Source organism: Terriglobia bacterium (assembly GCA_032252755.1).
Lineage (GTDB): Bacteria > Acidobacteriota > Terriglobia > Terriglobales > Acidobacteriaceae > JAVUPY01.
The window spans coordinates 1-13,000 of the sequence record JAVUPY010000030.1; the positions used below are offsets into that span (position 1 = coordinate 1).

At 57.6% G+C, this 13,000-nt stretch carries 10 protein-coding genes and 1 other RNA gene; 6 read left to right on the forward strand and 5 right to left on the reverse strand.

All coding sequences use genetic code 11. The features are described from left to right. From ssrA to ROO76_07695, 6 genes are all read left to right on the forward strand, one after another. Window positions 1–141: a transfer-messenger RNA gene (gene ssrA / locus ROO76_07670) on the forward strand; the annotation flags it as partial. Between the two features lie 136 nt (window positions 142–277). Then, window positions 278–1,627, forward strand: coding sequence for a tyrosine-type recombinase/integrase (locus tag ROO76_07675; protein MDT8068032.1), 1,350 nt, complete (start codon window positions 278–280; stop codon window positions 1,625–1,627). 566 nt (window positions 1,628–2,193) lie between these two features. After that, on the forward strand, window positions 2,194–3,111 hold the full coding sequence (locus ROO76_07680) for a MoxR family ATPase (GenBank protein MDT8068033.1): 918 nt from the start codon (window positions 2,194–2,196) through the stop codon (window positions 3,109–3,111). Beyond that, complete coding sequence (locus ROO76_07685; protein ID MDT8068034.1) at window positions 3,108–3,596, forward strand: lytic transglycosylase domain-containing protein; 489 nt, start codon at window positions 3,108–3,110, stop codon at window positions 3,594–3,596. The genes ROO76_07680 and ROO76_07685 overlap by 4 nt, the downstream gene beginning before the upstream one ends. Then, window positions 3,596–4,753 (forward strand): hypothetical protein, encoded by a 1,158-nt coding sequence (locus tag ROO76_07690; protein ID MDT8068035.1) that lies wholly within the window; start codon window positions 3,596–3,598, stop codon window positions 4,751–4,753. Before ROO76_07685 ends, ROO76_07690 begins: the two co-directional genes overlap by 1 nt. 188 nt (window positions 4,754–4,941) lie before the next feature. Further along, a complete protein-coding gene (locus ROO76_07695) occupies window positions 4,942–6,567 on the forward strand; it encodes a serine hydrolase (GenBank protein ID MDT8068036.1) in 1,626 nt (541 codons plus the stop codon). Window positions 6,568–6,996: 429 nt separating this feature from the next. On the opposite strand, the gene ROO76_07700 is transcribed toward ROO76_07695, so the two are convergent. From ROO76_07700 to ROO76_07720, 5 genes are all read right to left on the reverse strand, one after another. Then, complete coding sequence (locus ROO76_07700) at window positions 6,997–7,512, reverse strand: nuclear transport factor 2 family protein (GenBank protein MDT8068037.1); 516 nt, start codon at window positions 7,510–7,512, stop codon at window positions 6,997–6,999. Window positions 7,513–7,763: 251 nt separating this feature from the next. Beyond that, entirely contained in the window at window positions 7,764–9,419 is a 1,656-nt protein-coding gene (locus ROO76_07705) for a hypothetical protein (protein ID MDT8068038.1), read from the reverse strand. An 87-nt stretch (window positions 9,420–9,506) separates the two neighbouring features. Then, window positions 9,507–9,917: a response regulator transcription factor gene (locus ROO76_07710; protein MDT8068039.1), complete on the reverse strand. Its 411-nt coding sequence runs from the start codon at window positions 9,915–9,917 to the stop codon at window positions 9,507–9,509. 149 nt (window positions 9,918–10,066) lie between these two features. Then, a complete protein-coding gene (locus ROO76_07715; GenBank protein MDT8068040.1) occupies window positions 10,067–11,668 on the reverse strand; it encodes a hypothetical protein in 1,602 nt (533 codons plus the stop codon). Window positions 11,669–11,839: 171 nt separating this feature from the next. Then, window positions 11,840–13,000, reverse strand: a 1,161-nt coding sequence (locus ROO76_07720) for a hypothetical protein (GenBank protein MDT8068041.1), incomplete at its 5' end; no start/stop codon positions are given.

Below are 13,000 nucleotides of genomic sequence, written 5' to 3' on the forward strand. Positions count from 1 at the left end.
GCGCAAGATCATCGGACTAGCTTCTGTCGCATCTTGTCCGTTCTGAGCGCCAGAAGTGAAATCTTCGGAACCGGACTGAGCATGGATTCTCCCGGCTGACAACGATTTCGGACGCGGGTTCGACTCCCGCCGCCTCCACCAACTATAAGTTACTTATTTTCAGTAGCTTATCTTCCATAGGGAAAATTGAAGCGCAGTTTTGTACGTAATTTGTACGTTGCGCCTTTTGACCGACTTCCGTTCTGCGGGCAATCTCACCTGAAGAAGTGGGAGCCCGATGCTGCTTTCTGTCTTTACCCGCCACTCCACCACCTGCAGATTTTCAAGAGACCGTGCCTGCCGACGCTGCAATTGCCCCAAGTGGGTCGGCGGCCAGGTCAACGGATATTACTTTCGCCAGAGTGCCAAAACCCGCCAATGGGCCGAGGCCGAAGACGTGCGCGTCAAGCTTGAGGAGGCGCTCATCAACGGCCTGCCGCCTTTCGGCACCGCGGTGGCGGCCGGTTCGGCGCCGCCAATTCCCACTCCGGCCGATCCTCCGCCGGCGTCCCGGACGGAAGTCCCTGAGCCACGCGTACCCAAACCGCGGCCAAGGGTTACGGTGGCGCAAGCAGTGGAAGCATACCTGGCCGATGCCGTCAGCCGCAGCGTCGAAACCTCGACCCTCAAGAAACTCGAAACCATCTTCCGCAAACAGTTTCTGGTCTGGACGCGCATCGAGGGGATCGAATATCTGGATGAACTGGAGCTGGACACTCTGCTGAACTTCCGCAACACCTGGGAAGACGGTCCCCTCGCCAAGCAGAAAAAGCAGAGCCGCGTGATTGGGTTCTTTTGGGCCTGCGTACGACGCCGCTACCTCACCGAGAATCCCGCCATCGGTCTCGGGAAGATCAAGGTCGTGCAGATCCCGACCGACTACTTCCCACCTGACGAATTCGAGCGGATCATCGCCGCAACCTACATCCGCCGGGGCGATCGCGGAGGCGGAGATGTAAAGGCGAATCAGACAAGGCTTCGCACCATGACCCTGCTGATGCGTTGGAGCGGGCTACGCATCCGCGATGCGGTGACTCTCGAACGGCATCGCCTAAATGGCGATAGTCTTCTGCTCTATCAGGCAAAGACCGGGACTCCTGTCTATGTGCCGCTCCCCCCGCAAGTAGTGGAAGCGCTCGAAGACATTCCACCCGGCCCCAAGCCGAATCCCCGCTACTTCTTCTGGAGCGGCAATGGAGATCCGAAAAGCGCTGTTGCCGATTGGCAACGGAGTTATCGCCGCCTATTCAAATCGGCGGATATCAGAACAGCCGACGGCGAAAGAAAGCGATGCCATCCCCACATGTTCCGCGACACTTTCGCCGTGGAGATGCTGCTCGCCGGCGTACCCATCGATCAGGTTTCGCTCTTGCTCGGCCACGCGTCGGTTAAGATCACGGAAAAGAGCTACGCGCCCTTCGTGAAGGCCAGGCAGATTCAGCTGCAGGCAAGTGTTCGCAACGCCTGGAACGTTGGTACACCAACCGGAAAGGGGCCAGAAAGCCCCCCTACCGTTTCCTCGCGTCCGGTGAATCGAACGGGCTGGCAGCTGATCCACTCCGACAGGAAGTCGAAAGCCACAGCATAAGGAATGCGAGTTCAGCGCTTCCATTCATTCAATAGACAATTTGACCGAATCCGGAGTCGGGGCTACAAGTGACTCTCGCGGGTTAAAAGCCGATCGCGGCGGTCCTGTTCCCGCCGGAATCGACCACGCATTTTTTGTATAGCCTGCGCAACATCTGAGGTGCGATATGGAACTTCAGCCACAACTGGAAAGTGCATCTCTGGCTCCTAGCCAGCAAACCGCGTTTGGTGTTCCCACTCTTGAAAGGCACTACACCGTGTCGGAATTGGCGAAGCTCTGGTTCTTCAGCGAAAACACCATACGGCGGCTTTTCAGCCAGGAACCGGGAGTGATCCGGCTCTCTCGCCAACGGACCAGAGCCAAGCGGGGTTACACCTCAATACGGATTCCTGAACGAATCGCGCAACGTGTACACCGCCGTTTGCAGGGAATCAATTGATTCCCTGCAAACGGCGTGCTCCAGAAATTGACAATTCGCCAAGTTCTCCGGCGGGCCTGATCGTTCGCGAATTTGACCGAGTTTTGATCTTAATTGATCCTCCAACTGCATTCGTGGAGGCATCTGCATGTTTAAGTCCAACGAGGATCTGACGAATCGGCTCAAGGCAACCGGCTATTTCATCGATCCGGTGATGGTCAAGGTCGTCTATTTGGCGGCGCGAATGCAGAAGCCGCTGCTGCTCGAAGGGCCCGCTGGAAGCGGCAAGACCCAGCTTGCCGTCTCGGTCGCCAAAGCAGCCGGGACGCATATCGAGCGGCTGCAGTGCTACCGGGGCGTGACTGAGGACCAGGCCATCGGGAAGTTCGACGAGGGGTTGCAGCGGCTCTATATGGAATTCGCGCGGGGCGAGCACGCCGACTGGCAGAGCGTGCAGGCGAGCCTCAAAGGGCGCGATTTCTTCCGGGCGGGTCCCCTGATGCGCGCGCTTGAATGCGAGCGGCCGTGCGTTCTCCTTATTGACGAATTGGACAAGGTGGACGAGGGTTTCGAGGCCATGTTGCTTGAGATTCTTTCTGCCTGGCAGTTGTCGATCCCCGAGTTCGGCACGGTTGAAGCCAAGAGCATTCCCTTTGTCGTACTGACCAGCAACGAGGAACGCCGGTTGGGCGATCCCATCCGCCGGCGCAGCCTCTACGTGCGCGTCGAGCATCCTACGCCAGCCCGCGAAGCGGAGATCATCGCCAGCCGAACGCCCGACGCGGACGAGAGATTCCATCAAGAAATGGCGGGCATTGCGCTTTCGTTCCGCAATTATTCCCTCGAAAAGCCGCCGTCGGTCTCGGAGATGATCGACTTCGCCAACGCACTTCGGTTGCTTGGCACAGATCACGTGACGGAAGACCTGCGCGACGTGCTGTTGCCGTTCCTGGCGAAGACGGAGAAGGACCGCCGTCACCTGCTCTTGCGCGAAGGGTTCAAGAGCCTGCTCGACGATGGCGCGCGGTTCGCCGCCAGGCTCACAGTTCCGGAGGCGACGGAATGACGAAGAGAATCCTGCCTCTCTTTCTTCTGTTCTTTGCCACGCTGCCTTGCGCTCGTGCGCAGCCGGACGCATCTCAGGCGGAACGATGCGTGCGCCTTTACGCGGCTCACTACCGAGTGCCGCCAGAGTTGATCGCCGCGTTGATCGATGTTGAATCGCGCTGGAATCCACTCGCCGTCTCGGACAAGGGCGCGATGGGGCTGATGCAACTGATGCCGGCGACGGCGCGGCGTTACGGAGCCAATCATCCATTCGACGTGGAAGAAAACATCGCGGCGGGGACACGTTACGTCACGGCGCTGATGTGGGAGTTTCATGGCGACATGAGGCTGGTATCGGCCGCCTACTACGCGGGCGATCGCTGGATTGCCGAAAAGCGATTGAACTATAGCAACCCGGATGTAGTGGCCTACGTCGAGGCCGTTCGGGAGAAATACACGATGCGCAAACGTGCATCGACAGGTGTGCGAAGGAGGAAGGAGTAATGAGACATTACGAGGTGTTCCTGGCGGTGATGTTGCTTTCACTGCCGGTGCTTGCAGCGGATCACGCTGTACCTGCGAGGGTCGCCACGCTCACGATTGATCCGAGGGAGGTGACGATCCTCAATCTGCGCCCGGAGTTCGAGTCGTCGATCCGGATGCCCGAGGAGGTCACTTCCGTGATCCTGGGCAGTCCGGGCGCATTCAAGGCCGAGCACAACGAGGGCGAGCCGCAGTACGTCTACGTCAAACCCATCACCAAGGAACCGGCGCAATCGAATCTACTAATCGCAACCAAGTCCGGCCAACATGTGACGATTGAGTTGATCAGCGCGGGCGCGAGCGCCGCAAGCGACACGCCCCCGGTTGACTTCCTGATCGAGTACCGTACGACGCGCAGTTTTCTGGTTGCTGGCGATACGCCTGGACCGATAGCGCAGAAGACCACGGACAAAGGCCGGGAGCGGAAGATGAGTTCGCGTCCGGCCGGACTGACAACCAATTCCAGCAATGCGCCCAGATCGGCTCTCGACGAGGTGTTCGCGCAACAGGCGCAGATCAATGCTCCTGAGTGGACGAAGTGGGAGGGCCGCCAAATCGAAACATCGGTTGGCGGTGTCCGGCAGTGGAAGAACGAGACGGTGGTCGCTTACTCGATCTTTAACAACTCGGACGCCTCGGTCGAGATTGTGCCGCCACAGATCCAGATTGACGGGCGCAAACCGGACAAAAAGAAATCGAAGAAGAGTAAGGGTATTCTCTCCGATCAGATGGAGATACGCGATTACAAGCTCAGCACGACGCGGCTCGAACCGGGGGCGCGCGCCGACGGCGTGGTCGTCTCCTCTCCGCAACTTCCGTCAAAGTCGGCAAGGGATTTCGGTTGGCGATGCCAACGGGGGCGTACTACACATGGAACGGGCTGGTGCTGGAAGGAACGCCGATGGAACCAGACGAACTGTTCGAGTTCAATTGGCGCGAACGACGGGAGAAGGTGGACGGCCAACTTGAACACGTCGTCAAATGGATTCGGGGTCATCACGCAGCACGTGTCAGTTGAACGGCCTGTTGATACCCCTTGTAGGGCTCATTTCCAGGTTTGGCCGTCCTTCGACAGCAACACGAGGCGGGGAGAGCTTCGCCCATCAATCGGATGCTAGAGTGCTCAGCGGGCGCGAGCGAGATTATGCAACAATCGAAAATCCCTCCCGGCTACATCGGCGTTTGCGGGGACTAATCCGGTCAAAGAGCCTAACCTTCGCTCAGTCAGCCATTTGGAGCCCACGGGCGCCGAGGCCGGACGCCCCGCAATCGCCGCATGGAAAGTGGCGACTGTAATCTAGTCTCCATGAACCGTCGCGACCTGCTGAAGGCAACGCCCCTGCTCCTGTCCGCTAAAGCTCGGATTTCCTTCTGCACGCCCGCAACCCCGACTAGCTACTCCCATAGACTACGGGGTCTATCGCAGTACATCGGAGACGTCATGGCTCGGTTCCACGTTCCCGGCGCTGCGGTCGCTATCGTGCTCGGCGACGACACGCTGTTCTGCCAAGGATTTGGCGTACGCGATGTGACAACGAGAGCACCAGTCGAGGAAAACACGCTGTTTTCACTTGCCTCGAATACCAAGCCATTTACTGGAACCTGTTTCGCCATGCTGGAGAGTGAAGGACGGCTGAAGGCGCAGGATCGTGTGGTCGACTACTTGCCGTTTTTCGGACTCAGCAGCCTGGAGGCCACCCAGGAGATGAAGATCGGCGATCTGCTATCGCACAAGAGCGGCTTGCCGGCACACGCAGGGGACCTTCTGTTCTTCCCGCCAACCACTTACACGCTCGCAGAGGTCGTCGATCGGATTCGCGCATTGCCGGAAGTCGCACCGTTCGGAAGTAAATTCGCCTATGAAAATGTACTTTACGCTGCTGGAGCGCTGTTGATTAAGAAGGTATCCGGACAACCGTACACCGACTTTGTGTCCGAGAGGATCTTCGCCCCTCTGGGCATGACGTCATCTCGCGTGAATGCCGAAGGATTGAATGCCAGCGGAAATGTCGCAACGGGGTACCGGGAACTCGACAGCATGCTGAGACCGGTACCACCGCTTATTTGGAACAACAACCCCGGAGCCGGAGGAATCTATTCCAGCGCCACAGACATGCTGTCGTGGATGCGCCTGCATCTGAATGGGGGTCTCTGCCATACACCGTCAGGGACCGTACGCCGCCTCTATACGAAGGTCGCACAGGAAAGGATGTGGAGGCCGCAAGTGCAAATCCCGCTGGACTCATCCGCGACGCCGGCCGACAAGCTCCAATACGGCCAGCTGTCGTACGGATCAGGGTGGTTCTTGTCGAATTATCGCGGCGAAAGATTAGTGTGGCACACCGGTGAATTCCCAGGATTTACTTCGAAGATGACGCTGGTACCCTCACGCAAGTTTGGCGTCGCGGTACTGACAAATCAGGAGCAGGACGAGGCCTTCGAGGCGATCACGAACTATGTCCTCGATAGATTTCTCGGGATGAGTGACATTGATTGGCTGACGCTATTCACCGAATCTGCAGAATCTGATCGTCAACAAACACAAGCCAAGTTAGCGGCCTTACTTGCCACGAGAACATTTGGACAAGACCGTGTAGTCGACCACAAAAGATATGAGGGTACGTTTGAGGATCCTTGGTATGGGGACGTATTGTTCCGGAGTTCTGAGCACAGGCTGCTCGTTCAATTTGAAAAGACACCCAGTCTTCACGGTGAGCTTCACCCATGGTGCGAAAACACATTCAAGGTGCGTTGGGATGATCGATTGCTTCAGGGAGACGCGCTTATAGAATTCCACCTTGACTCGTCGGGAACCGCAAAGAGTGCAGGCATGAAGCGATTGTCGCCTTTCGAGGCTCCGGCCTTTGACTTCAGAGACCTGCGCCTCGTACGCAAGGAGGCTTCGGGTATTGCTGCAAAGACATTCAGATAATCCTCGGACAACGCGCAGCAATTTGTCTCATCTGGCCCGTTTCGAACGAAATCACTGAGGTACTCGAAGTTTGAGCTGCACATTCTTACTTAACCGCTCATCGAGTAATCGATTCGAACCGAAATGTCGGCATTTCGACTGGAATCTCGTGGCCTATCGTGGGTATGGACTGCCTTCGGCTAGGAATTTGCTTTGCATCGACGATCTTTCCCAAAAGCTCCATATTTGGAGAGCGCATCGCAACTGAGATAAAGAAGATCATCAACGTCGAGATCAGCAGATCATGCGACCAGCCGAGAAGATATTGGGGCCATGTTCTTTGGAAGTGCACTATGGCATCTGTGCACACCCGGGGGTCGTGATGAACCCGACCTACAATAGCGCGACCGTGATAAGAGCCAGGACCTTGCATAAGTCCTACGGCCGGGGCTAGTCAAGATATGCCTGGCGCTTGACGAATTTCCATTCCGCGCCTTGCCGGGTGAATTCGTCCCGGTAAAAACCAGTGTGGACTATAGTGGCCGGTTGCGACCCCTGCTGCCAGGTGACCATGATCATGGTGATCGCCTGCACGCGATCTCTCGCCAATCGAGTGAGAATTGTGTTCGTCTGAAAATGCCGTGATTGGATGCCCTTGCTGATTTGGTCGTTCATCTGCATCGCAATGACACTGCGCAGTTGTTCAGTTCCGTGCAACGAGACCGTAGGGGTCGCTGCCCCCGCATCGTAGGCTTCCCAGAGCGCATCTTCCGTGAACAGCGATATAAAGCCGTCCAAATCTCTTCCATCGAATGTGTAGCTGTACTGATAGATGAGTTGAAGGATCGCCCGTCCATCCTGGCCGGCGATGGTTTCATCCGCCATCGTAGACGATTTCACCTTCACACTGCCTATAAGGAGCACAGCGCACACCAGCACTCCCGTGACCAAAAATCGACGTGTCATAGCACGAACCCTCTCTCTGTTTCGCGTTCAGCAGCCGAATTGAAATGGCTGAACTGCTGATCCGACGCAAAGTGACCCTTATTGCGCGGGCGTTGCGAGTGGAAGCGCCCCCAGAAACACCGCGAACGCCAATAAGTGTTCGAGCGTTGAAATTGCTTTTGTCATTGTCGTTCCCTCCACGCCGTGGCGGTGGTAAGTATTCGCGTCTCCAGGGCTGCCTCTCAGCGTCCCAACATACTCGCAGCAGTCGGCTATGGCTGCGTGAACGTGAGGATTATTGGTCTTAGCAGTTTCGTATTCTCTGGGCCGCGTTCGGTTCCCGGAGCGATGTAGTCGCGCAGCCCCACGACGAGCATGCCGTGCAGGGCCGGGTCTCCTGGCGCGCTCGTGTTGCCAATCGGCGGCAGCATGTCCTCGGATATTCCGGTGCAGTTCGCAGTCCCCCCGGGCACGTTGTTTAGCACGGTGCAGTCCCTGGTAAAGTAATGCACGAAGAACTTGCCGGTGTCGCCCACGGTGTCTGTATAGGAGTCCGCTGAGCCTTTGAGGCCCGTGTCCAGAACGTTCGCGACACCCGACATCATGGAGGCATCGTTGGCTGACAAGCCCACGTAGGTTGCGTTGCCGGTTTCGGTGGCGAGTGTGCCGACTATCGCGTAGACCTGCCCGGAGTCGAGCGAGCGGGGCGCTGAAAAGTAATATGCCGCCTCTTGCTGGTCGCCTTGGCAGTCCATACCAATCTCGCGGCAGTACGGCCCGATCCACCCGTAGTCCCGCACCAGGTCCGGCATGAACGAGGACGCAGGCAGCGCCTGAACGCAGTCTGTGCTCGTAAGGTTCGCATTACTGGTGACGTCGCTGCATACCGCATCGACAAGATCTCGCAGGTCCCCGGCCAGGTAGTCTTCGCTAATAGCTGTTCGCGGTTCAAAGATCAGCGACTTGTAGCCTTGCAGGGGGCCAAGTGAAGCAGGGGCGCGCACGCGCAATACCGTAAGCGGAAGCGTCGATCGCCATTCATTCGCGGCGGTCGGGTCGTCGGCAACGGCGTAACGGAACGCGGTGACGAAGTCGATAGTATTCTTGCCCATTCCGATCGGCCCGATAGGACCGATATCATCCCTACTGGGGATCTGCTCGGTGAAGATGTGGGCGTCTGGAACCCCCTGAGCCTGCAACGCAAGGCGGACAGCATTGTCCGTCGCGGCGCTTGGGGTGATGATGAAGTACTGGGTCTGCCCAAATGGATTCTCACCCGATTTCCGCTCCATGACCACGTTGTTGATGACATCCCCGAGGGCCGTGAAGCTGATGATGCGGTGAGACTGCGGGAAATTGGGCGGGATTGTGTCGAACAGGTATTGCATTTCGTAAGGGAGATCCGGCGTATTCGCCCATTGGTTGTAATCCTTGGGCTTCCAATTTCCATGTTGGCTGAACTCCCATGTCTGCAGCCCCATGTATCGGCCTGGAGGCGGCATCTGGCCGTATATCATGATCGCCTCTCCTGGATCGAGCCGGAATGTCGCGCTGTACCCGGGATTTGTTTCGACGAACGCATTCACTACTGCCGGGTCTACGTATTCATCCGGCCATGACTTCACCACCGGCATTACATACGGGGCTGCAGGGTTGGCGCCGAAGCAGTTCTTTAGCGTTGGGTAGGTATGGTCAATACAGTCCTGCTGAGTGTAAAGCTTCGGGTAGCCCTGGCTGACCTGAAAGCCGTGCGCCGTGAGGTTACTGACCAGCGCCTGCGTGAACTCATCCATAACAGGTACTACCACACTCTCCTGCTGGCCCTTTTGCGTCGCGATGCCGCTTTGCGCCGTGGTTGCCAGTGGAAGTGCACCCAGAAGCGCCGCAATGAGTAATAAGTTTCCATGCGTTGAAATTGCGTTTGTCATAGTTGTTCCCTCCCCGCCATGGCTGTTGCTTAACTATTAACTGACCGTTTGCCGACTGTCGTTTGCCGACAATCCGTCCGTGAAGTTCTAGCGCAACCCCTCCGCCGCGCGTGGGCTGATCAGCATCCAGCCGTCCAGCACATCACGCACCGCGCGTGCCAGCTCCCGCGGTGCCTCGCGCTTGGTGATGTAGCCGCGGGCGCCTGCCGCCAGCGCCCGCCGCACAAAACCGGGTCCTTCGTGTGTCGAGCAGACCAGCACCGGGACGTTGCGCGCGCATAGCTCAGCCACCAGTTTCAGCGCATCTTCGGTGCCGGGCGAGAGGTCTACCAACGCGAGGTCCGGCAGTTCTCCGGCTGCGGCAGCGAGCGCCTCATCCCGTCCCGCGGCCTCGCGGCACTCGCCAATGCCTTCTTCGGTTAGCACCAGCGCTAACTCGTGGCGGATGGCAGCATGGTCGTCCACCAGAAGGACGCGGGGCATTTGCTGTGCTCTCATTGAGACCCTCTTTTGCCGTTACGCGGCGCCGCGGTCTGCCAAGGCAGGCGGCCGCCGCTGGCCAACTCGACCCGCCTCAGGTCACGAGCGGTCCACAGCTAGCTGCCGCCGTTGCTGCTCGCCACGGTGACCGGCACAGTTACAAAACCTCAACGAACCCTGATCACCATCGTAGGCAGAACGTGTGACGAGTCAGGTCCCCGTTCCGTCCCGGGCCGGAGGTAATCGCGTAAGCCGAACGCGATGGAATCGTTTTTCCCCGACGGGACCATCTTTTCGTCGATCTCGAAACAGTTCGTCTCGCCGGTTACGTTTTTGACAACCGAACAGTCTCGCGTGAAGTAATAAAGAAACAAGCAATCGGCGGTCTGCGTATGGTTTACTGCCGGGCACTTATTGCCGGTTACTACTCCCGAGTATGCATTGGCGGTGTCCTGGAGGACCTCCTCGGACAGATTCGCTACCCCCACGAATTGCGAAACTTTATTGATGCTGAGACCAACATAGGTAGCGTTCCCAGTCCTTGTTCCGAGCGTGCCGGCTACGGCATAGACCTCCCCATGGTCGACTGGCTCGCGGCCATACAATTGAAGGGCCGCATCCCACTGGTCCAATAGGCAGTTCTCCCCGATGAGGGTGCAGAGCGGTCCAACCATCGAAATGGGGTCGGTCTGAAGATCCATAAACTTCACTGCTCCCACGTCGGAACAATCGGACTCGCTGCAAGGCTGTCCCCATTTGCTGCTGACGGCTGAAACAAGGCTATTCAGATCGGACTTGAACGTGGATTCATCGAAAGCCGTTCTGGTTTCGAGCTGTTTCGTCGTGAACGCTGGATACGACTGAGGTGAGTGATCGGTGTGCCTGACTCGCAGTACGGCAATCGGCAGGTTCTTTCTCCAGATGTACGAGGGAGTCCCGGGTGTGCCACCGTCGTCCGGCTGCGCGTATCGAAACCAAGTGACGAAATCATCCGAAGCCAGATCGAGACCGAGATTCAGGTTGGAAGGGATCTGCTCGGTGAAGATGGCGTCTTTCCCTACCGCGATCCCGGCAAACGCACTACGAATTGCCGTGTCCATGTTAGCGTCTGGGGTGACGATGAAATAACGCTGCTGGCCAAAGGCTGTCTTGGCCTGCCTTTCAATAACCACATTGTTAATTGGGTTGCTCAGGCTGGCGCCAACAAGGACCCGCTCGGGAATATCCTCGCGGAGAGGAACTTGCCTGAAAAATATGGGCAGAGTGAAGTCGGGAAGAACTCCCGTTTGTACCAGAGCAACCATATTTTTATAGGTGTCACTTTCAGTGTTGTACGTCCCCTGCCGCGTAAACATCCAGCTCTCCTCAGAGAAAAACCGCGCCGGCGGAGGCATTTGTACAAGAAGGATTAGCGCCTCCCGTGGATCGAAGCGAAACACATCTTCGTACTTCGTTGGGGACGGCCCCCATACAGTCCTGATCTGCGCGATCGTGGGCTCATCCGGCCACGGCGGCGCGGCAACGACGACATAAGGCGCCGCCGGATTGTTGCCCAAGCACAACCCAATCCGGTCAAAGGTATATTGACAATCTTCAATTGTCCAAAGTTTGACATAGCCGCGGTTAACCTCAAAACCTCGCTCTAGCAGCGCCTGCGTGAGCTGCTGCGCAGTACGCTCAATTTGCCCGGCATTGAGATTTTGTGAAACGGCCGAGGGCGCCAGGCTGAGCCAGACCAGCGCAAGAGTGAAAGGAAGTTGCATCTTCATTGCAGTTCTCCTTGGTTCGAGGTTGCCAAGCTTGTAGCCCTCCACGCTGCCTCGTACCTGAATTAGTCACCCGTTCCTTGACTTAGTCATTTGCCCTGCCACCTTCACAGATTCGAGCGAGCCAGCGTGACGACCGCGTTCAGACCGGCGGACTCTCGCCGAATCTTCTCACTACATCGTCGGCCGATTCGTTCCGTTGAGAACGATCATGACGGGGTTGAGAATGTATTTCGGATCCGGTCCGTTGCTCGAGCCCGGATTGATGTAATTGCGCTGTATGAATTTGATGAGCTCGCCGGCCGGCACCAGCTTCTTCGAAATCTCGCGACAATGAGTCAGTCCGGTACAGTCACGAGCCACGTAATACACATAAAACAGGTCGGAATTCGCTGTACCGAAGTCCTCGGCGCTTCCTTTGAGATCCTTGTCATCGATATTCGCAACTCCGATGAGCTCAGGGAACCAGTTCACCGACAGGCTCGTGTAGGTCGCGTTCCCCGTTTCCTTGGAGAGCACTCCGACCACGGCGACCACCTCGCCACCGTCAATCGGCGCCGACAGGCTGATCTGGTAATCTGCGTCCTGCGTGTCGCCCAGGCAATCCATTGGACCACGAGGCACCGGATAGGGATCATCATAACCAAGGCAGTGCTGCCCGATGAGATCGAGTTTCTTGTATGCGCTGAAAAACGAGAGGGGCGTCGCCTCTGGTTGTGCCCAGCTCGCAAGGACGGCTTTCTGGAGCGCAGTGAAGTCGTCGGTCAACAACTTGATTTCATCGTAGTTGTAGTTCCCCGTGCGATCCGTGTATTTGGGGACTGGAAGTGGATGGTTGTACTGCCGCGTACTCATGTCGCGGACGCGGAGGATCGCGAGGGGCAGCTCCTGACGCCAACGCTCACCCGCCACCGGGTCGTCCGGCATGGAGTACCGGATGTAGGTGACCAGATCGTCCGCCGAGCTGTCGAGCCCCAGCTTGACCAGATCGGGTGCGACGGGCTCCGTGAAAATGTCAGACTCGGAAGCGCCGGCGGCTACCAGCGCGTTGGTCATCTCTGTCTTCATGCCGTCATCGGACGTGATCACGAAATACGCTGGCCTGTTCCACGGCGCCTGGTCGGTCTGCTTTTCAATGACGACGTTGTTGATGCTGTTGCCGATGCTCGATACCATCATCCTCCGCAACGGATCGGGCGAAACGCCAAACAAGATGCCCTTCAGCAGCGGATCGGCAACTTGCGGGTAGATCGGATCGGTCGTAGTATCCGGGTCGAATGCAGCCTCTCGCGTGAAGACGTTCGACTGCATCCCGAAATAGCGGGCCGGCGGAGG

Bases quoted from the DNA above. Each gene is read 5' to 3' on its own strand.
- ROO76_07715 (MDT8068040.1), bottom strand. From the start codon at position 11,668: ATGAAGATGCAACTTCCTTTCACTCTTGCGCTGGTCTGGCTCAGCCTG.
- ROO76_07710 (MDT8068039.1), bottom strand. From the start codon at position 9,917: ATGAGAGCACAGCAAATGCCCCGCGTCCTTCTGGTGGACGACCATGCT.
- ROO76_07690 (MDT8068035.1), top strand. From the start codon at position 3,596: ATGAGACATTACGAGGTGTTCCTGGCGGTGATGTTGCTTTCACTGCCG.
- ROO76_07675 (MDT8068032.1), top strand. From the start codon at position 278: ATGCTGCTTTCTGTCTTTACCCGCCACTCCACCACCTGCAGATTTTCA.
- ROO76_07705 (MDT8068038.1), bottom strand. From the start codon at position 9,419: ATGACAAACGCAATTTCAACGCATGGAAACTTATTACTCATTGCGGCG.
- ROO76_07700 (MDT8068037.1), bottom strand. From the start codon at position 7,512: ATGACACGTCGATTTTTGGTCACGGGAGTGCTGGTGTGCGCTGTGCTC.
- ROO76_07685 (MDT8068034.1), top strand. From the start codon at position 3,108: ATGACGAAGAGAATCCTGCCTCTCTTTCTTCTGTTCTTTGCCACGCTG.
- ROO76_07695 (MDT8068036.1), top strand. From the start codon at position 4,942: ATGAACCGTCGCGACCTGCTGAAGGCAACGCCCCTGCTCCTGTCCGCT.
- ROO76_07680 (MDT8068033.1), top strand. From the start codon at position 2,194: ATGTTTAAGTCCAACGAGGATCTGACGAATCGGCTCAAGGCAACCGGC.